Below are 20,033 nucleotides of genomic sequence, written 5' to 3' on the forward strand. Positions count from 1 at the left end.
CCGCTTGGACGGCCGCGTTCACATCTGGAGCCTTCCAATATGGCCAGCGTGATCTGCGGCTCGGTTGCCTACGACACCATCATGACGTTCGACGGGCACTTCCGTGAACACATCCTGCCGGACAAAATCCACATTCTTAACGTCTCCTTTCTGGTGCCGACCATGCGCCGGGAGTTCGGCGGCTGCGCAGGCAACATCGCCTATACGCTCAAGCTGCTCGGCGGCGAGCCCATCATCATGGGCACGGTCGGCCAGGATGCGGGGCCGTACCTGGATTACCTGAAGAAGCTCGGCATCTCGACCGCGCATGTCACGGAAATTCCGGACACGTTCACGGCACAGGCCATGATCACGACCGACCGCGACAACAACCAGATCACCGCGTTCCACCCGGGCGCGATGAGCCAGTCGAGCGTGAATTCGGTCAAGGATGCGCTGCCGGCCAAGCTGGGTCTGGTCGGCCCCGACAGCCGCGACGGCATGCTGCACCACGCCACACAATTTGCCGAATCCGGCGTGCCGTTCATCTTCGACCTGGGCCAGGCGATGCCGCTGTTTGACGGCGCCGACCTCCGTCGCTTCGTTGAACTCGCCACGTACGTGGTGGTCAATGACTACGAAGCGCAGGTCATGCTGTCACGCACGGGCTACAGTGCGACGGAGCTTGCGCAACGCGTCGAGGCTTTCATCGTCACGCGCGGGGAAGAAGGGGCGGAAATTCACGCCGGCGGCAAGCAGTACACTATTCCGGTCGTGCCGGCCGAACGTGTGGTCGACCCGACCGGTTGCGGCGACGCCTTCCGCGGCGGCCTGCTCTACAGCATCGAGAACGGTCTGGATTGGGAAACCACCGGCCGGCTCGCCAGCCTGATGGGCTCCCTCAAGATCGCTTGCCAAGGCCCGCAGAATCACGGCCTGCCCGTCGACGAGATTGCCCGACGCTTCGAATCTGCTTTCGGGTACCGGTATCAATAAGGAATGAACATGAAACCCATCTATCGCATCGGCGCTGCGACCATGCTGGTCGCCGCCCTTGGCCTGCAAGGCTGCGCCATGGGCACCAACTCCAACAGCGCCTATACCTCGGGGCAGGCGCAGCGCGAGCAGACCGTGCGCTTCGGCACGGTGGATTCGGTCCGCAACGTCGTGATCGATCGCGAGCAGACCGGCGTGGGCACGATTGCCGGCGGCGCCATCGGCGGCATCGGTTCCGCAGCTGCCATTGGCCGCGGCAACGGTTCGGTGGCAGCGGGTGTGCTGGGTGCGATTCTGGGTGGCGTTGCAGGCAGCGCGATCGAAGGTCAGATGAACAAGCGCCCCGGCCTGGAAATCACCGTCAAGCTGGACAACGGCGAGTACCGCGCTATCACGCAAGACGCCGACGAGGCCTTCCGCCCCGGCGAGCGTGTACGCCTGCTGTCGTCGGGCGGCGTGACTCGCGTGACGCACTGATCGATCGCTGGCCGATTGGGCTGGCGACATGACGCATCAGCAAGACCGCATCGGCATCGCGCCGGTGCGGTTTTTTTTGCATGCGAAAGACGCTCAGCCCATCGCACGGACAACAAAAAGCCCGCCGGGGCGTGAGCCGATCGGCGGGCGGTGCAAGACACCAGGTCTTGCGGACCGGATACGCTGTATCCGATCAGGTGGGCGCGACCAGCGCGCCGCTGTGGTCCCGGAGGATCACCGTCGCAAGAATGACTTACGGACGGTTGCCAGTCGGGAACGGCCATGCAGCAGCCGGGTTCAGCGCGGTCTTGGCAGCGGGTGCAGCAGCAGGTGCAACGGCCGGAGCAGCAGCGGGCTTAGCGACAGCCTTCTTCGCCGGAGCCTTCTTCGCAGCAGGCTTGGCAGCAGCCTTCTTAGCAGCCGGAGCCTTCTTGGCAGCCGGAGCCTTCTTCGCAGCAGGCTTAGCAGCAGCCTTCTTGGCAGCCGGTGCCTTCTTGGCAGCAACCTTCTTCACTGCAGCCTTCTTGGCAGCCGGTGCCTTCTTGGCAGCAACCTTCTTCACTGCAGCCTTCTTAGCTGCCGGTGCCTTCTTGGCGGCAACCTTCTTCACTGCGGCCTTCTTAGCTGCCGGTGCCTTCTTGGCAGCAACCTTCTTCACTGCGGCCTTCTTGGCTGCCGGTGCCTTCTTGGCAACGACCTTCTTAGCTGCAACCTTCTTGGCAGCAACCTTCTTTGCCGGTGCCTTCTTGGCGGCCGGAGCAGCCTTCTTTGCAGCGACCTTCTTAGCGGCCGGAGCCTTCTTCGCAGCGGCCTTCTTGGCCGGGGCCTTGGCGGCCGGTTTCTTCTTAGCAGCAGTTGCCATGGGAAACTCCTTCGAGATTGGGTATCGAACTATCGAGATTGAGCAACCCGACCGGCCCGATCCCACGATGCATTGGCATCGCCAGACCAACCGAGCGAGCGATTCATCGGCGCGCCACCAAACTGCAGTCGCACGCTAATGAATTCGGTAGGAAGACCCGCAACCCGCGCGGTGGACGCACGCAGCAAGTTGCACACCTCGGCCGGGCACACACGCGCAGCCGCAGCCGGCCGGACAAACTGCATCCGGCGAGTCTTCATCAATTGAGAGAACCGGGGCATCGTGGCCACACCGGTTGAAACCTGATCTTGCGCGAGTCGCTGTGTAGAGTGCAAAGCCGCTTGCAGCGTGACTTTGCGGACAGCGGAAATCTGGAGAGCGCGCGTTTTCTTTTGGGGGTAGTACGCCCATCCCAACGAAGGGATCGCAGAGACGGCACCGAGTTCAAACAGCCCTGTCGGCGTGGCGTGCATCAAAGTGGTTACGCTCCTCGACTACCTTTCACTTGCCGCTTGCTTGGAAGTTCATCGTCGTTGATCGCGCGAACCGTCCTTGCATCGAAGTCAACGTCTTGTCAAGGCGAATCATAATTCGTTTGCGCGGTGATGTTAAGAGATTTATGCAAAAAGCGCGGCGAGTTTTGGTGAAGGATTGCGCCGCGTCTGTGCGTCGTCGCGATTTGGATCGCGCACGCATGCATGTCGACCTCTCGAATGCGCATTTTCTTGCGTCGTGACATCACGTCAACGCGTTGCTTCGCGCAGACACTCGCTTCCCGCGAACCCAATGTTCATGCCGGTTTACAGCAACACGCAATGTTGCGACCGTCTCGCTCGCAAGCATGCACGCGCGCAACGCGTGCACTCTGCGATGTCGTGTGTGTCGGTTGCGCGAGCAGCGCGATGCGTGTCTAAAAAAACGATGCGCGGATACGACAACGCGCGCGATTTTTTCGCGCGATGGCACGCAATCGACGCGCGACACGCATGCACATCGACACGTTGAGCGTGTTCATCGACATCGATGACGCGCTTCTCACTCACGCCTCGCTCGCGTGCAACGCGCGATGTGCGAGCACGATGCAATCGCGATGACCAACACGGCCGACGCAACGCATGCTCGTGCCGCAATTCGCGTGCCGCGCATCGGATGCGTGATCGCCGAGGGCGGGATGCGTGTCGAGGTGAACCGCGTCGGCGCATTCGCATCGATGTCGATGCGAGAGGACGCACCAACGTCGTCGTGCATGTCGGTGAACGCGCAAACGAACATATGCACATGCATCGTGGGCACAAACGCGCGATCACAGCGACGCACGCACGCGCCGACATGTCGCTCATCGCGGGAAAACCCTGTTCAGCAGCGACTGAAAACCGCGCGCGATCGCGTTTGAAACGAGGCGGTTTTGCGACGATAGAAGGATTGTTCTACGGCAATCCGGGCGCCAACTTTGCTGCAGCGTCGATACTCCGAGACCAGCTTCAGCTGGCGTTTTACACGGATCGACCTAGTTGGAATGCTGCAATCGCATATCGGCGTGTCAGGTTGGCGCTGATTGTCATGCCATTCAGTTTCACTTCACGATCCGATCACCACGTCAGCACGGCATCGATCGCGCGGCGTGGTGCGGACCGGCGCGTGGTCCGCGATGAGACAGGGAAGTCGTTGCCAACCCCACGTGTCAGACACGCGGTGAGCAAGCTACCCGACGAAGAAAGAGCGCAAGACAGAAGGGGTCCAACAGAAGCGTTCTAAGCAGTGGAGGCACAAGATGCGCGATCCAGCGTTCTTGTTCAGTTCGAACCCACCGGAGTGTGGGGTTTTCCCGCGGCTCCAGCGTCATGCGTTGCGCCGGATGCCTTGCGCTCTGGCAACTGCGTCGCTGGCATTGCTGGCCGGGTGTGCGAATTCGGGCAGTGGTGACATGGGAACGTCGCTAGGCGGCGGCAGCGATGCGCGATCGAAGCCGACGATTACGGCGTCGAGTTCGCCCACGTGGTCGAACAGCAACGGCAGCGGCACCACATCGGGCAGCACCGGCAGCACGTCGAGCGGTAGCACGCCGATCGCGACGCTGACCGGTCCGGTCGAGCAGGTGACGACGACCACCGTGGCAGCCATCGTACCGCTCACGACCACGCTGACTTCCGCTACGCAAACACTGGGCGCGGCAACAGGTCTGGGCACGCCGGTCGGCGGTGTGCTGACGACACTGGGCAGCGCACTCGGCAGCGAAGGCAAGACGATCACCACGGCTGGCAAGGGCGATGCGTTGGTGTCGACGCTGGGCAATGCGGTGACTGCGCTCGGCGCGATCACCGGCGGGCTGTCGGCGGTGATCACGCCGACTGCGCCTTCTGCCGGCGGCGGCGCTACTGCGCCGGGCAACGCACTCGCTGGTGCGCTGCCTGGTGGGCTCGGCGGCGCGCTGGCACCGGTGACGACCGCTGTCGGGTCGTTGACGGCGGCGATTCCCGGTGTCGGCACGCTCGGTGGCGGCGCAACCACGAGTTCGCCTGCGAGTGGAATCGGCGGGCTGGGCAGCATCGGCTCGACGGTCGGCGGACTGGTTGGCGGGCTGCTGTCGGGCACGTCACCCGGTGCACATCGCTGAGGGCCTCAGCGCTTAGGAAAACTTTCTTTGCATTCGACGGCAAACGCAGGCGGATGCTGCCCACTGGACGCCAGATGCGCGTTCTTCTGACACCCGGTGGTGATTACGCGGTACGGGCCGCGCTTACAAGGAGACTCACCATGAAGATTCAAACCCCGCTCCAAACCTCTTCTGCTTCGTCATCCGCGTCATCGCGCACGCTGCTGGCGGCGGCCGCACTGGCCGTGCTCGCGCTGGCCGGTTGCGCCTCGGGTGGCAATCCGAACGGCGATACCACCCCGTCGTCGAACGCCAACAACAGCCCGGGCGCGGTGCCGGTCGGCAACGTTGCGAGCAACGGCGGCAACGTCGTCACGCAGACCGGCAAGACGGTGAGCGACCTCGGCACGACCATCGGCACCGCATCGGTGCCCATCGTGGGCGGCACGGCAGCACAGAAGGATCTGGGTGCAACAGTCACCTCCGCCGGCAACACGGTCCAAACGCTGGGCGGTGGCATCAGCAACGGGCTGGGCAAGATCGGCTCGACGCCCGACCCGGTCGGCACGACGGTGCAGAGCTCGGGCGACGTGGTGCGCTCGACAGGCGTCACGCTGGTGAATGCTGGGCAAACCGTGAGCGATCTGGGCGCCGCTGGCAGCCCGCTGGCGCCGCTGAATCCGATCACGTCGCCGGTGGGCAGCGGTGTGTCGGCACTCGGCCAGGTGGCACAAGGCGCCGGTGGGTTGGTGACCATTGGCACCTCCAGCGGACCGGTGCAGCAGGTCACGCAGCAGTTGAGCAATGCGATCGTGCCGCTGTCTGCACAGGTTGCGGGGGCGGGTCAGCAGGTGGGCGCGGCAACCATGCTGGGCGCCCCGCTGGCTGGTGCGCTGAACACTGTGGGCGGTGCGCTGCAGAGCGGCGGCGCGCAAGTCGGCGCAGCCGGCGGCAATGCACTCACGCGTGACGTGGGTGGCCTCGTTGGCGCGGTGGGCAGCACGGTGGCCAGCGCCGGTGGCCTGGTCAACGGCGGTGGCGGCGGCTCCACCAATCCGCTCGCACCCATCACAAATGCGCTGGGCGGCGGCCTCGGTGGTGCAGCCGGCGGCAGCAATCCGCTGGCGCCGGTCACGGGTGCCCTGGGTGGTGCAGCCGGCGGTAGCAACCCGCTCGCCCCGATCACGAATGCGCTGGGTGGCGTCACGAACGCCGCCGGCGGCTCCGGCAGCAATCCGCTGTCCCCCCTGACCGGCGCGCTGAGCGCGCATTGATCAAGACGATCTGCGCGGCCGATCACCCTCACCGATTTTTTTTACCCTGATAAGGAGACACCACGATGCAACGCACCCCTCACTCTCTCGCACGTCTGGCCGGCGCGCTGGCTCTTGCACTGGCGGCTGGCGGCGCTTTCGCACAGGCCACGCCCGCAGGCACCTGGAAGACTATCGACGACAACACGGGCAAGCAGAAAGGCCAGGTGACGATCGTCGATAACGGCGGCGTGTTCACGGGCAAGGTCACCAAGATCCTGGTGCCGGGCGACGAGAACAAGACCTGCACCAAGTGCACGGACGACCGCAAGGATCAGCCGATCCAGGGCCTGACCATCCTGAAGGATCTGAAGGCGAACGGAAACAACAACTGGGATGGCGGCAACATCCTCGACCCGGAAAACGGCAAGGTCTACAGCGCCAAGATGTCGCTCGATGAATCGGGCCAGAAACTCACCGTGCGCGGCTTCATCGGCATCAGCCTGATTGGCCGCTCGCAAACGTGGATTCGCGAGCAGTGATCCCCCGCTAATAAAGAAGCCTCCCAACGCGCGGCGGTGCCCCGCCTTGTAAGCGGGGCGCCGTCTCTTCGGGCGCCGGTGCAAGCCGGCGCCTTCTTTTTTGCGCATACGCAGCGCCGCTCTACGCTCCACCTGAATTAAGCCTTCACTAAAGAACCAGCCGCCGACCGCCGTTACACCCGGAGGGAACGGCCCGCTAGGGGCACAACAAAGTGGAGAAAACGCGACATGCGACAGTGGACACTCAAAGCAAAACTGCGCCTGGCGCTGGCCCTGATGTGGTTGGGCCTGATTGGCGTCGGCGTGTGGAGTGCCATGGAAACCCGCTCGACGATGCTCGATGAGCGCAAGGTCGGCCTGCAGAACCTGGTTGATGCGGCCGAGGGCATTGCCAAGCTGTATCACGCCAAAGCGCAATCCGGTGCCATGAGCGAAGACGACGCCAAGAAGACCGCACTGGCCACCCTCGCCTCGATGCGCTATGGCACTACCGGCTACCTGTTCGTTGTCGATTCGCAGCTCATCCTGCTGATGCATCCGACACTGGCCGACATGGTCGGCAAGAGCACCGCCGGCTTCAAAGACCCGACCGGCAAACCCGTCTACCCGACCATCGTCAATGCGGCCAAGGACAAGGGCTTTGGCTTTGCCGAATACCAGGGCCGCCTGCCCGGCAGCGAAACCGCGCTGCCCAAGATCGGCTACGTGAAGCGCTTTGCGCCGTGGGACTGGAACCTGTCGAGTGCGGTGTTCCTGCAAGAGGTGGATGCGGCCTACCACCACTCGCTCATCGCCAACCTGATCGTCATCCTGCTGGTGGGTGGCGTGGTGTCGGTGGCCATGTCGCTCATCATCCGCAACGTACAGCGCGGGTTGGGCGGTGAACCCAGCTACGCCACCGAGGTGGCCCGCCGCATTGCCGCCGGTGACCTGGCCGTGCGCGTGCAAACCCGCCCGGACGACGGCGACAGCATGCTGGTCGCCATGGCGCAGATGCAGCAGCAACTGACCGGCACCATCGGCCATATCAAGACGTCGGCAGATTCGATTGCCAGCGCCACCAAGCAGATCGCCGCCGGCAATGCGGATCTGTCGCAGCGCACAGAAGAGCAGGCCAGCTCGCTGGAAGAAACGGCGTCCAGCATGGAAGAACTCACCAGCATCGTGAAACAGAACGCCGACAACGCGCGCCAGGCCAGCCAGCTTGCAGGCAACGCATCGTCCATCGCCATCAAGGGCGGCGAAGTGGTTGGCCGGGTGGTGGACACCATGGCCGGCATCAACGACAGCAGTAAGAAGATCGCCGACATCATCGGCGTGATCGAAGGGATTGCGTTCCAGACCAACATCCTCGCGCTCAATGCCGCTGTGGAAGCGGCACGGGCGGGCGAGCAAGGACGCGGCTTTGCGGTCGTGGCCGGCGAGGTCCGCAGCCTGGCGCAGCGCAGTGCCACGGCAGCCAAGGAGATCAAGGAACTGATCAGCGACTCGGTGGGCCGCGTTGAAAACGGCACCACGCTCGTGGCCGAAGCCGGCAGCGTGATCAATGACGTCGTCGTGGCGGTCAAGCGCGTGACCGACATCATGGGCGAGATCAGCTCGGCGTCGGACGAGCAAAGCTCGGGGATCGAGCAGGTCAACCAGGCCGTCAACCAGATGGATGAGGTGACGCAGCAGAACGCTGCACTGGTCGAACAGGCCGCGGCGGCAGCGCTATCGCTGGAAGAGCAGGCGCAGGTGCTGCGCGACGCGGTGGCGTCGTTCCGCACGGTCTGATCCAGTGCCCGACAGCGGGCCGAATGCCGCCCAAATCCCCAACGAGTGGAGGGACGGCGGTCCGTTTTCGGGGTTGCCGCATGGTGTTATGCTGCGCGGCAGAGGAATCAATACAAACAACACGTTGGAATAGCCATGCCCGAGCGCAACCGGCCGCCATTCAGGGGCCTTACTGGCGCGATTGCCGGGTCGACTACCAGCGCCCAGGCCGTAACAGGAGACAACCCTGAAGACACGCCCGGCGGCGCCCGTGAGCCGATGTCTGGCGGTCGCCCCAACACCGCGCGCGATGCCGCCGCGCAGGATCTGGCCAGCGATACCGCCCTGTGGCGGTTTGCCCTGGCAGCAGAGAACGGCGGCCGTGGCCCGCATCCCGACGCCGCACTGCGTGACGATCTTTCCATTCTGCGTATCCTGCGTGGTGCCGATGGCCTGCGCCTGCTCCGGCAAGGACTGCGCAGCGCATTTCCGGGCGCTGCCCTGCGCCTGACGACGTTCTGGCCCGAAGAGCAACCGCACGCCTATCCGGCCCGCGCCGAAGCACGCCCCGCTGAGTTCGGCGACTTGCTCGTACTGTTCCGCCTGCGCGGTGCCGTGCCCACGCTCGATTGCCGCGCACTGTTCCTCACCGCCCGCCGCATCGATCAACCCGACGATGCGCTGGACAAGCACCACACGCTACCGCAGATCAACCTGTACGAAGGCTGGCCTGACTTCAACGTCTACGCACGCTCGCCGATCAAGTCGCGCAATGCCGCCTTCCTCGGCAAGTTTGATCTGTCGGCCGAGCTGGAGCCGCTGCGCCGCATCGGCCGCGACCAGCGTCAGTGGCGTTACCTGACACCGTGCACCGGCCTGCAGGCCCATTCGCAATGGCCCGGCGCCCGGCCGCTCTCGCCGCTGCAATGGCGCTGGCCCTCCGGCCCGCAGGCAGGTGGCGTGCGTCCGGCAACCGGCTCGTTCACCGGCCTGCTGCGCCAGCTTGCCCGCCCCGAAGGCGCGGGTGAAGACTGCTCCGCCGGCACCGAAGTGCCGACCTGGGGGCGCCTGATCAACAAGCTGCTCGACCATAGCTGGGAAGTCGCCCCAAGCCACGCGCTCAAGAGCGGCAATATCTCCTCGATGGCATTCTGGACGCGGCTGCGCGGCTTCCTGACGGCGGAATACCTGCTCGGCACGCATTCGCTGCAGAAGGGGTTCGGCGCATCGCTGCAATTCGAGATGGCCAACGGCCTGCAGGACATTGTCCGCGACGACTGGACGGCCACCACCGGCTTCGACCCCGAAGACCTGGATGTGCCCGGCGTGCGCAGCACACTGCAGCGGATCGCAGCGTCCAAGCTGGCCGTGTTCGGCATGAGCGCAGAAGACCCGGCACCACTGGCCGCCCCACGCCCGCAGCGCGGCGTCACTCCACGCCCCGACGGCGAACGAGAAGGTCAGCGCGTGCTGCTGATCGACGTGATCCGCCCCAGCGCCGCTGCCCTGTAAGCGCTCCCCCCGCGTTTCGAGAAAAACCCGCACGCACACTTCCGAGAACGCAACGTTTTCTCGGCGGTGTGCGGCTATGCTGTAGCGTTGCATTTGCTGCACCGCCCATGTCTTCCGCTGCCCCCGCCTCTTCCACCTCCCTCACGTCGTCCCCCTGGATGCCCATTCTTGCCCTGATGGGTTCGATGGCCTCCGTGTGCCTGGGCAACTCGTTTGCCAAGACGCTGTTTCCGGTGTTGGGGGCAGCGGGCACTGTCACGTACCGCGTCACCATTGGGGCGGCGATCCTGCTGGCGTTCTGGCGGCCGTGGCGCCTGCACCTGACCCGAGCCGACGCCGGTCGCATCGCCATGTACGGCGTCACGCTGGCGAGCATGAACCTGCTGTTCTATCTGTCGCTGCAGCGATTGCCGATCGGCATTGCGATCGCCATCGAGTTCACCGGGCCGCTGGTGCTGGCGGTGGTGCTGTCGCGCCGGGCGCTCGATTTCGTGTGGATCGGGCTGGCGGTGGTGGGCCTGCTGATGCTGTCAGTGGGCGACAAGGCGGTGGGCCAGGTCGATCACCTGGGTGCAGCGTATGCGCTGGCGGCCGGTGTGTGCTGGGCGCTCTATATCCTGACCGGCAAGAACCTCGGTGGCCTGCATGCGGGCCAGGCAACGTCGCTGGGGATGACCGTGGGGGCATTGTTCGCGATTCCGTTTGGCGTGGCGCAGGCGGGGTCCGCACTGCTGACACCGTCGCTCATTCTGGCGGGGCTGGGCATCGGGCTGCTGTCGAGCGCGATTCCGTATTCGCTGGAAATGGTGGCGCTCAAGCACCTGCCGGGTAAGACGTTCTCCGTATTGCTGAGCCTGGAGCCCGCCATCGGTGCGCTGGCCGGGGCCATCGTGCTGCACGAGCAACTGACCGGACGGCAGTGGACGGCAATTCTGGCCATCATCGCCGCTTCTGCAGGGTGCGCACTGACGGTGCGTGCACCCAAGTCAGCGCACAGCGAGTGACCTAGCCGGAAACCCGCGCCACGGCTTGCAGCACGGCCATGCGCGTCTGCGCGTAGACCATGCCTTTCCACTCCGGCACATCGCAATAGAACGCGTCACGCAGCGTGCGGCGGATGCCATCTGCCTGCGCAGCGCCCTGCTCAGGGTGTCGATGCAGCCAGTGGTCGGCCCGCAGGGCCTGCAGCACCGCGAGTGGGGCAAGCGTGCCGAACTCCAGCGTGATGCAGGTTTTCTCGATCTCGGGCAGCAGCTCGTATGCCACGCCCACCAGATCGCCCTTGACCACGGATGACACCGACCCGGGCGCAGCAATCGGCCGGACATCGGCACCCCACGTGCGGATGGCGCGATCAAGTTCAGCCGGGTCGGGGCTGTTGAAAATCTTCTCGCCGTGGCCGTAGTGGCCGAGCCCGGTATGCAGGTCGATCCATATCAAACGGGAAACGGCCGCCGCGTGCCGTGACACCAGTCCGCGCATCTGCATGGTGCTCCAGCAGGGGGCAGTGCCACCGTAGAACATGCCGTCTGGCACGCGGTACTGCCCGCTGGTTGCTGCGTCCTGCAGAGCTTTCTCGCCGCGCGTGACCATGTAGTGCTGCAACGCCGCCTGATCCGCCTGGCTGGGCGGCCACGTTGACGGCAGCAGCAGCGGATCGACTTCGATATAGGCCGGATTGGCCGACGCCGCCTCGGCAAAATCGACGCTGTTGCGGTTGAGGTCGACGTTGTCTTCGTTCACACGCCGCAAATGGGCAAAGCCATATGGGTTGACGGCGTGCACCAGCAGCAGCGCCAGCCTGGACGCCGCCAGCCGTGCGAAGAGTTCGGCGTCGTGCAGCAAACCGATCTGGCAACCCGAGCCACAGAATCCTTCCACGCCATGCACACCGGAGGTGACGACCAGCAGCGCGTCGGCCTGTGCCGGCGAGAACAGCGCGGTGTCAATGGAAAGCGGCTCTCCGGAAGGCCCGAGCGCATCCGGGTGGAGATGCCGCTCGACGCCCATCCCCCGGGCCTGGGCGGCCGTCAGGAACTTGGCGCGCGCTTCATCGTAGGTCTGGGAGAAGAAGGATTCGACGGTCATTTGGGGCCCAGGGATGGTGGGAAGACAACGGTCGTACGTTTCGGATTATCAGGGCCCGACCAAATGCAGGCAATTCCAGCGAGTCCATAAAAAACAGGGGCCGAAACCCCTGTCTGTCCAGTCATGACACCCGCTGAAAAACTCAGCCCTTCAGCGCGGTCAGATCCGCTTGCGCACTGCGTAGGTCTTCCTGCTTCTCGCGCAGTTTGTCCTGCTTCTCGGCCAGTCGTTTCTGCGCCTTGGCGATGCGTTTGACCTCACCCTTGCTGCGGGATTCCTTCAGCTTGTCCTCGGCTTCGGTCACCTCCAATTGCGCTTTTTGCACGTCCCGCTCGGCTTCACGCACCTTGCGCTCAGCGTGTTCGGCCTGTCCGGCGTTGGTGCAGTTGGCTTTGGTGCTCGCCAGCGCATCTTGCAGGCCGGCAACCCGGAACGTGTTGCCGTATTGCTTGGCCATCTCGATCTGCGTTTCAATCGCGCGGATCTTGGTGGCGCAGTTCGTGGTGTCGGCAAACGCCGCAGACGTGCCCAGCAAGGCAAATGGCGTGAGGGCGACGAGGAGGGTCTTCTTCATAGGAGCGTCCTTATATTCAGTCCATCGAATCGCCACGATAGGGCGGCTTGTGACCACACCCCATCAGATTCAACTGATTTTCAACAGGCCGTGACAAATGAAAAAAGGCCCGAACGGGCCTTTTTTTCAAGCTTGGGAGCGGGACTCGATTATTCCCACGACAGCGCACCACCGGTCTGGTACTCGATCACGCGCGTCTCGAAGAAGTTGCGTTCCTTCTTCAGGTCGATCATCTCGCTCATCCACGGGAACGGGTTCTCCTCGTTCGGGAACAGCGCGTCGAGGCCGATCTGCTGGCAGCGACGGTTGCAGATGAAGCGCAGATAGCCCTTGAACATCGGGGCGTTCAGGCCCAGCACGCCGCGCGGCATGGTGTCTTCTGCGTAGCGGTATTCCAGGTCGACGGCCTTCTTGAACAGCTCCGTGATCTCGGCCTTGAACTCGGCCGTCCACAGGTGCGGGTTCTCGAGCTTGATCTGGTTGATCAGGTCGATACCGAAATTGCAGTGCAGCGACTCGTCGCGCAGGATGTACTGGTACTGCTCGGCCGCACCGGTCATCTTGTTCTGACGGCCCATCGCCAGGATCTGCGTGAAGCCGACGTAGAAGAACAGGCCTTCCATGATGCAGGCGAAGACGATGAGCGACTTCAGCAGCTTCTGGTCGTTCTCGGGCGTGCCAGTCTTGAAGGACGGGTCCGTCAGCGTGTCGATGAACGGGATCAGGAACTCGTCCTTGTCGCGGATCGACTGCACCTCGTGGTACGCGTTGAAGATCTCGGCCTCGTTCAGGCCCAGCGATTCGACGATGTACTGGTAGGCGTGCGTGTGGATCGCCTCTTCAAACGCCTGGCGCAGCAGGTACTGGCGGCATTCCGGCGCAGTGATCTGGCGGTACGTGCCCAGCACGATGTTGTTGGCGGCCAGCGAATCAGCCGTCACGAAAAAGCCCAGGTTGCGCTTGATGATGCGGCGCTCGTCTTCGGTCAGACCGTTCGGGTCCTTCCACGTGGCGATGTCGCGCGACATGTTGATTTCTTGCGGCATCCAGTGGTTCGCGCAGCCGGCCAGGTACTTTTCCCACGCCCACTTGTACTTGAACGGCACCAGCTGGTTGACGTCGGTGGCACCGTTGATGACGCGCTTGTCGGCGGCGTTCACGCGGCGGTTGCTCTGTGCGGCGGCAGCGTTCGGGTTGTTGCCCAGGATGCCCGTGCCGACAGCTTGCGTGGCCGACGGCGGCAGCACGCCACCCTGGTCAGCAGAGACAGGTTGCAGTTGCGGCTGCGGTTGGTACGCGGGCTGCGGCGCAGCTTGCGGATGTGCGGCAGGTTTGACGTCGTCGTCCCAGCTCAGCATGGAGTTTCTCCGTTGTATTTCTGTTGGACCGACCAGTGGAGCGCATGTTTCGATACACACGCAACACCGGCCCGGTCGCCGATGTCAGTGAATGGGCCGCATTGTTGATGCCATGCGGCCCCTGGGGCGCTTTGGTAACAGCCCGCTCAGTGCCTTATTGGCAGGCTTCGCATTCTTCGAAACCGGGGTCGCCGGGGCGCATCGTGCACACGGCGCCTTCAGCTTCCGGCATCGCCTGGGCGGTGGCAGCCGCGGCATCCAGCGCGCTGGCCGGAGCGGCCGGGGCTGCACCTGCAGCCGACACACCACCCACATCGCTACCCGACGACACCGCATTCAGCGTGCCGCGCGACACGGTCGACTTCTCGACGTGCGTGGCGCCGATCGTGCGCAGGTAGTACGTGGTCTTCAGGCCACGCAGCCAGGCCAGCTTGTAGGTGTCGTCCAGCTTCTTGCCCGAGGCGCCGGCCATGTAGATGTTCAGCGACTGTGCCTGGTCGATCCACTTCTGGCGACGCGAGGCCGCTTCCACCAGCCACGTCGGCTCCACTTCGAAGGCCGTTGCGTACAGGTCGCGCAGGTCTTGCGGAATGCGGTCGATGCGGGCCAGCGAGCCGTCGAAGTACTTCAGGTCGGCGACCATCACTTCGTCCCACAGGCCGCGTGCCTTCAGGTCGCGCACCAGGTAGTCGTTGACCACCGTGAACTCGCCCGACAGGTTCGACTTGACGTACAGGTTCTGGTACGTCGGCTCGATACAGGCCGACACGCCGATGATGTTGGAGATCGTTGCCGTCGGGGCGATCGCCACGCAGTTCGAGTTGCGCATGCCGTGTTGCTTGATGCGGGCGCGCAGGCTGTCCCAGTCCATCGTCGACGACATATCCGTTTCCAGATAGCCGCCGCGCTCTTCGGCCAGCAGCTTGAGCGAGTCTTGCGGCAGGATGCCGCGATCCCACAGGGAGCCCTTGTAGCTGCTGTAGCGGCCACGCTCTTCGGCCAGCTCGGTCGACGCCCAGTAGGCGTAGTAGCAGACGGCTTCCATCGAGGTGTCAGCAAACTGCACCGCTGCATCGCTGGCGTACGGCACACGCAGCACGTGCAGCGCGTCCTGGAAGCCCATGATGCCCATGCCGACCGGACGGTGGCGCAGGTTGGAATCACGCGCCTTCTTGACGGCGTAGTAGTTGATGTCGATCACGTTGTCGAGCATGCGCATCGCGGTGCGCACGGTCTTCTTCAGCTTCTCGTGATCCAGCACGACGCTGCCGTCGGCCTGCTTGACCAGGTGAGCGACCAGGTTCACCGAACCCAGGTTGCACACGGCGATTTCGCTGTCGTTGGTGTTCAGCGTGATTTCCGTGCACAGGTTGGAGCTGTGCACCACGCCCACGTGCTGCTGCGGGCTGCGGATGTTGCACGGGTCCTTGAACGTGATCCACGGGTGGCCGGTTTCGAACAGCATGCCCAGCATCTTGCGCCACAGTTGCAGCGCCGGCATCTTCTTGAAGAGCTTGATCTCGCCGCGCGCGACCTTGTCTTCATAGGCCAGATAGGCTTGCTCGAATGCCTTGCCGACCTTGTCATGCAGGTCCGGGCAGGTGGACGGCGAGAACAGCGTCCACTCGCCACCTTCCATCACGCGCTTCATGAACAGGTCCGGAATCCAGTTGGCCGTGTTCATGTCGTGCGTGCGGCGGCGGTCGTCGCCGGTGTTCTTGCGCAGCTCCAGGAATTCTTCGATATCCAGGTGCCACGTTTCCAGGTACGCGCAGACGGCGCCCTTGCGCTTGCCGCCTTGGTTCACGGCCACAGCCGTGTCGTTGACGACCTTCAGGAACGGCACCACGCCTTGCGACTTGCCGTTCGTGCCCTTGATGTGCGAGCCCAGGGCACGCACATTGGTCCAGTCGTTGCCCAGGCCGCCGGCGAACTTGGAGAGCAGCGCGTTTTCCTTCAGCGCTTCGTAAATGCCGTCCAGATCATCCGACACGGTGGTCAGGTAGCACGACGACAGTTGCGAACGGCGCGTGCCCGAGTTGAACAGCGTCGGCGTCGACGACATGAAGTCGAACGACGACAGCAGTTGGTAGAACTCGATAGCGCGGGCTTCGCGGTCGATTTCGTTCAGCGCCAGGCCCATCGCGACGCGCATGAAGAATGCCTGCGGCATCTCGATGCGGGTTTCGTTGATGTGCAGGAAGTAGCGGTCGTACAGCGTCTGCAGGCCGAGGTAGTTGAACTGGAAGTCACGCGAGGCGTCCAGCGCCGCACCCAGGCGGGCCAGGTCGAACTGGGCCAGCTTGTCGTCGAGCAGCTCGGCGTTGATGCCGCGCTTGATGAACTGCGGGAAGTAGTCGACGTAACGCGCGCTCATTTCGGCTTGCGTGACTTCTTCACCGAGGATCTCGCGGCGGATCGTGTGCATCAGGATGCGCGCGGTGACCTGGCTGTACGCCGGGTCCTTTTCGATCAGGGTACGCGAGGCCAGGATGGCCGAGTCGTACACCTGCGTCATCGGCACGCCTTCATACAGGTTCTTGACCGTTTCCTTGAGGATCGGCTCCGGATCCACCGCTTCGCCCAGGCCTTCGCAGGCCGAGACGATCACGTTGCGCAGCGCAGCCATGTCCAGCGGACGGGTGATACCGCCGTCGGTCACATTCAGGCCAATGAAGGCCGGTTGCTGCTGCGTTTCGCCGGCTTGCGCGCGCTCCTGGGCGCGACGCTCGCGGTACAGCACGTAGGCGCGGGCCACGTCATGCTCGCCCGAGCGCATCAGGGCCAGTTCGACCTGATCCTGCACGTCTTCAATGTGGAACGTGCCGCCATTCGGGCGGCTGCGCAGCAGGGCGCGCACCACGTTCTGCGTCTGTTGGTCGACCAGCTCGCGCACACGCGCGGAAGCAGCGCCCTGCCCGCCATTCACGGCGAGGAAGGCCTTGGTCATCGCCACAGCGATCTTGGAGGGCTCGAAGCTGACCACGGCGCCGTTGCGGCGGATGATCTTGTAGTCGGCCAGGTTGACGCCGAGGGCGGTGCCGGAGGCCACGGCCGTGCCGCCGGCGCTTTGCGCAAATTGGGAAGGATTGGCGGTGCCGGAGTGGATTTCGGATTGGGCCGTTTGCATAAGGACTCCTGTTGAACCGTTCGATTGGCGGCTCGCCCGGGGTGATGAACCCTTGGCAAACCCTTGCGCCGCGCAGAGAAAAAGAGACGGAAAAGGCCCTTGCCCTTCCTCGGCCCCCAAGCGTCGGCTCGACCTGCCGTACGCTCGCCCCCGCGCGGGCGCCGAAATGAGAATCCCGGAAATTCACCACTACATCTAGTGTGTCACCCCGGGATTGGCGCTAAGTATAGTGGGCCAATCGAATTTGCCTAGTCTTGACAGATGGGGTTTCAGGGGCTTTTTTGCAATCGAAATGCAGTGCCGCAAGCCCGCCATCGCAGGCGGCACAACGGGTCGTCGGGGCTCGCGTGCGGCGTCGCAATGCGCACTCTCCCAGAATAATTCTTTCTATCACCTACGCAAGTTCGATAGACGTCACCTCATCTGCGGTAGGGGTATGTGTGGCGTGCACTGCACTGGTGCGCCGATGCACCGCCGTCGGCTTCCGACGATTCCTAGTGCGTTCAAGAAATCCAAATAGCGGCATCAGCATTCTTGCCGCGCCTGTCACCTGAGCGACAGGCCCCGTCCCTACTCTTCGGTCGCATTGCGGGGGAGCGCAATCACCGCGGCGCACATGCCGCGCACCACACGACCGAGGAAACCAACATGGCATCGAACCAACCTGCCCGCCGCCTGCTCACGGCCGCGCTGGGCGCAACCGTGGCCGCCACGCTGACGGCCTGCGGCGGGGGCAGCGACAGTGCACCCGTCGCCAACCCCGGCGGCACGACCGCGCCGGCCACCAGCGCCAGCAAGAAGGTGCTGGTGGTGGGCGTGGACGGCGCCACCTACGCGCAGGTGCAGAGCGCGCTGCTGCAACGCAGCCTGCCGAACCTGGGCGCGCTGTCCGTACTGCCCGCCTCGACCGGCGGCACGCTGGGTACGACCACCGCACAACCGCCGCTGGATACGCCGAGCTGGGCCACCGTGCTGTCGGGCACCTGGCAGAACCGCCACGGCGTCACCGACGACACTGTCACCACCCTGGCCACCCCGAGCGTCTTCAGCTACGCGCGCACCGCCGCCAAGGCCGCTGGCACCACGCAACGCCTGGGCGCGGCCGTCAGCTCAGCGGTCCTGCCTGCGCTGCTCAAGGCCGATCAACAGGCCGGTATCCTCGATACGCTGGTCGACTGCGCCCAGGTGGACAGCTGCGTCACGCAAAACAGCGTGCGCCTCGTGCAATCCGGCTATGACGTCGTCTTTGCGCAGTACACCGCACCGGCCGCGGCCGCACTCGCCTCGGGCCTGCAAAGCGATGCGTATGCCGCTGCCCTGAGCAACGTCGACCAGGCACTCGGCACGCTGCAGGCCGCCATCGCCCAACGCCGCACCGCCAACCCGAACGAGGACTGGCTCGTGGTCGTCACGACCAGCCACGGGCTGGATGCCACCGGCGCCACCACCTCGGCGCCCACGCTGGAAAACCGCACCGCATTCATCGCGCTCAACAAGACCGTCAACCCAGTGCTGGGCAAGAACGGCACGGCGGCCCCCACGACCGAAGCTGCGCTGGCCGCCCTGCCGAGCGAGGCCGACATCGTGCCGACCGTGTTGGCGCAACTGAACGCTGCGGTGCCGACTACGGCACACAAGCTCGACGGCGCCGCGCTCACGGCCAGCACGGTGGGCGTGCGCAACCTCCAGAGCACGGTGGGCACCTACAACGCCTCGCTGGTGCTGAACTGGCAAAACCCGACCACCGCCAGCGGCCCGATCACCGTGCTGCGCGACGGCACGCAAGTCGCCACGCTGCCCGCCACGGCCACGCAGTACACCGACAGCACCATCGCCACCGCAAACGGCCTCTACCGCATCAACTACACACTGGTGCGCAACAACGTGCCGGTGTCGATGCTGGCGCAGATCAACTACGTGGCGCCGATACCGCTGGCGACGACGCTGACCAACAGCCTGGCGACGTACTACAGCTTCGACCCGCTGCCGCCGACGGATCGCAAGAACAGTTCGACGCTGGGCCCGTGGGTGGCCGGCACCGACGGCGGCTCGGCCGTGACCGACCCGTTTGGCGGCAAGGCACTGTCGGTCGATTCGCGCATCGATGCCTACAAGCTCACGCAGACTGGCGCCGACATCGCGCAAAGCCCGCAATTCACCATCGGCTTCTGGTTCAAGTCGGACTGCACGCAGGGCAACGGCACGGGTGAGCCGATCCTCTCCAACAAGAACTATTACTCCGGCGCCAACCCGGGCATTGCCATCGCCCTGTGGGGTGGCTGCGAGGTGCGCTTCAACCTGGGCAGCGGCGGCAAGCGCGACGACATCCAGGGCATGAAGTTCAGCGCCAACCAGTGGGCCTACCTGGCCCTGTCGGTGGACACGCAGGCCAAGCTGTTCAGCGCCTACATCCTCGACCCGGTACTGGGTGTGCAGAAGACCGAAGACCGTGCCATCGCCAACACCGACGTCACCAAACTCAACGGCCTGGCCACCAAGGTCTGGGGCGTGAACGACGACGCCACGCACAACTACGTGCCCAACAACCCAGGCGCGCTCAAGGGCGTGATGGCCTACGACGACCTGGCCATGTGGACGCGCCGCCTGACGCTGGACGAACTCAAGTCAATCAACGGCTCGCACCAGCCGCTGTCGTCGCTCAATCCTTGATGCCCCTGATCCCCCCACCCTCACCCCGAACGAGACCGCTCATGAAGCCTTTCACCCACCATCTTGCGCGGCCGCACTGGCTGGCCGCCATGCTGCTGTGCGCCGCCACCTTGTCGCTGTCGGCCTGCGGCGGCGATTCGAACGACGGCACGCCGGGCACCGGCACCCCCGGCACGGCCCAGCCGGATCAGCCCGGCCAACCGCCGGCCAACAAGCCGAACCTGCACTGCGCTCCGTAAGCCGC

At 64.4% G+C, this 20,033-nt stretch carries 15 protein-coding genes; 10 read left to right on the forward strand and 5 right to left on the reverse strand.

Going from position 1 to position 20,033, the window contains the following annotated elements:
* The first annotated feature begins 39 nt into the window (after nt 1-39).
* Both V6657_RS14140 and V6657_RS14145 read left to right on the forward strand, forming a co-directional pair.
* Complete coding sequence (locus tag V6657_RS14140) at nt 40-975, forward strand: carbohydrate kinase family protein (RefSeq protein ID WP_048933095.1); 936 nt, start codon at nt 40-42, stop codon at nt 973-975.
* Between the two features lie 9 nt (nt 976-984).
* Nucleotides 985-1,452 carry a membrane protein gene (locus tag V6657_RS14145; RefSeq protein ID WP_031329719.1) on the forward strand — a complete coding sequence of 156 codons (468 nt, stop codon included), beginning with the start codon at nt 985-987 and terminating at the stop codon, nt 1,450-1,452.
* Between the two features lie 253 nt (nt 1,453-1,705).
* Here the strand turns inward: V6657_RS14145 and V6657_RS14150 are convergent, their stop codons facing one another.
* A complete protein-coding gene (locus tag V6657_RS14150) occupies nt 1,706-2,314 on the reverse strand; it encodes a histone H1-like DNA-binding protein (protein WP_048933096.1) in 609 nt (202 codons plus the stop codon).
* 1,771 nt (nt 2,315-4,085) lie between these two features.
* Here V6657_RS14150 and V6657_RS14155 point away from each other — a divergent pair.
* The 6 genes from V6657_RS14155 (at nt 4,086) to V6657_RS14180 (ending at nt 10,973) form a co-directional block, all read left to right on the forward strand.
* Nucleotides 4,086-4,928: a collagen-like triple helix repeat-containing protein gene (locus V6657_RS14155; protein ID WP_048933099.1), complete on the forward strand. Its 843-nt coding sequence runs from the start codon at nt 4,086-4,088 to the stop codon at nt 4,926-4,928.
* A gap of 140 nt (nt 4,929-5,068) precedes the next feature.
* Complete coding sequence (locus V6657_RS14160; RefSeq protein WP_048933100.1) at nt 5,069-6,181, forward strand: collagen-like triple helix repeat-containing protein; 1,113 nt, start codon at nt 5,069-5,071, stop codon at nt 6,179-6,181.
* Between the two features lie 65 nt (nt 6,182-6,246).
* Nucleotides 6,247-6,702 (forward strand): DUF2147 domain-containing protein, encoded by a 456-nt coding sequence (locus V6657_RS14165; RefSeq protein WP_048933101.1) that lies wholly within the window; start codon nt 6,247-6,249, stop codon nt 6,700-6,702.
* Nucleotides 6,703-6,930: 228 nt separating this feature from the next.
* Nucleotides 6,931-8,478 carry a methyl-accepting chemotaxis protein gene (locus tag V6657_RS14170; RefSeq protein WP_048933102.1) on the forward strand — a complete coding sequence of 516 codons (1,548 nt, stop codon included), beginning with the start codon at nt 6,931-6,933 and terminating at the stop codon, nt 8,476-8,478.
* Between the two features lie 135 nt (nt 8,479-8,613).
* The gene (locus tag V6657_RS14175; RefSeq protein WP_048933103.1) at nt 8,614-9,969 is read left to right on the forward strand and encodes a hypothetical protein; all 1,356 of its coding nucleotides are present in this window, start codon (nt 8,614-8,616) and stop codon (nt 9,967-9,969) included.
* 107 nt (nt 9,970-10,076) lie between these two features.
* Nucleotides 10,077-10,973: a DMT family transporter gene (locus V6657_RS14180; protein ID WP_048933104.1), complete on the forward strand. Its 897-nt coding sequence runs from the start codon at nt 10,077-10,079 to the stop codon at nt 10,971-10,973.
* Between the two features lies 1 nt (nt 10,974).
* Here V6657_RS14180 and V6657_RS14185 read toward each other — a convergent pair whose 3' ends face one another.
* The 4 genes from V6657_RS14185 to V6657_RS14200 form a co-directional block, all read right to left on the reverse strand.
* Nucleotides 10,975-12,057 carry a M14 family metallopeptidase gene (locus V6657_RS14185; protein WP_048933105.1) on the reverse strand — a complete coding sequence of 361 codons (1,083 nt, stop codon included), beginning with the start codon at nt 12,055-12,057 and terminating at the stop codon, nt 10,975-10,977.
* A gap of 142 nt (nt 12,058-12,199) precedes the next feature.
* Nucleotides 12,200-12,631, reverse strand: coding sequence for a DUF1090 domain-containing protein (locus V6657_RS14190; protein WP_048933106.1), 432 nt, complete (start codon nt 12,629-12,631; stop codon nt 12,200-12,202).
* Nucleotides 12,632-12,780: 149 nt separating this feature from the next.
* The gene (locus tag V6657_RS14195) at nt 12,781-13,989 is read right to left on the reverse strand and encodes a ribonucleotide-diphosphate reductase subunit beta (RefSeq protein WP_048933107.1); all 1,209 of its coding nucleotides are present in this window, start codon (nt 13,987-13,989) and stop codon (nt 12,781-12,783) included.
* A 154-nt stretch (nt 13,990-14,143) separates the two neighbouring features.
* Nucleotides 14,144-17,119: a ribonucleoside-diphosphate reductase subunit alpha gene (locus V6657_RS14200; RefSeq protein ID WP_048933108.1), complete on the reverse strand. Its 2,976-nt coding sequence runs from the start codon at nt 17,117-17,119 to the stop codon at nt 14,144-14,146.
* Nucleotides 17,120-17,767: 648 nt separating this feature from the next.
* Here V6657_RS14200 and V6657_RS14205 point away from each other — a divergent pair.
* A complete protein-coding gene (locus V6657_RS14205; protein WP_048933109.1) occupies nt 17,768-19,789 on the forward strand; it encodes an alkaline phosphatase family protein in 2,022 nt (673 codons plus the stop codon).
* A 41-nt stretch (nt 19,790-19,830) separates the two neighbouring features.
* A complete protein-coding gene (locus V6657_RS14210; protein WP_048933110.1) occupies nt 19,831-20,028 on the forward strand; it encodes a hypothetical protein in 198 nt (65 codons plus the stop codon).
* Nucleotides 20,029-20,033 lie beyond the last annotated feature (5 nt).

It is taken from the genome of Ralstonia sp. RRA (assembly GCF_037023145.1).
Taxonomy (GTDB): domain Bacteria; phylum Pseudomonadota; class Gammaproteobacteria; order Burkholderiales; family Burkholderiaceae; genus Ralstonia.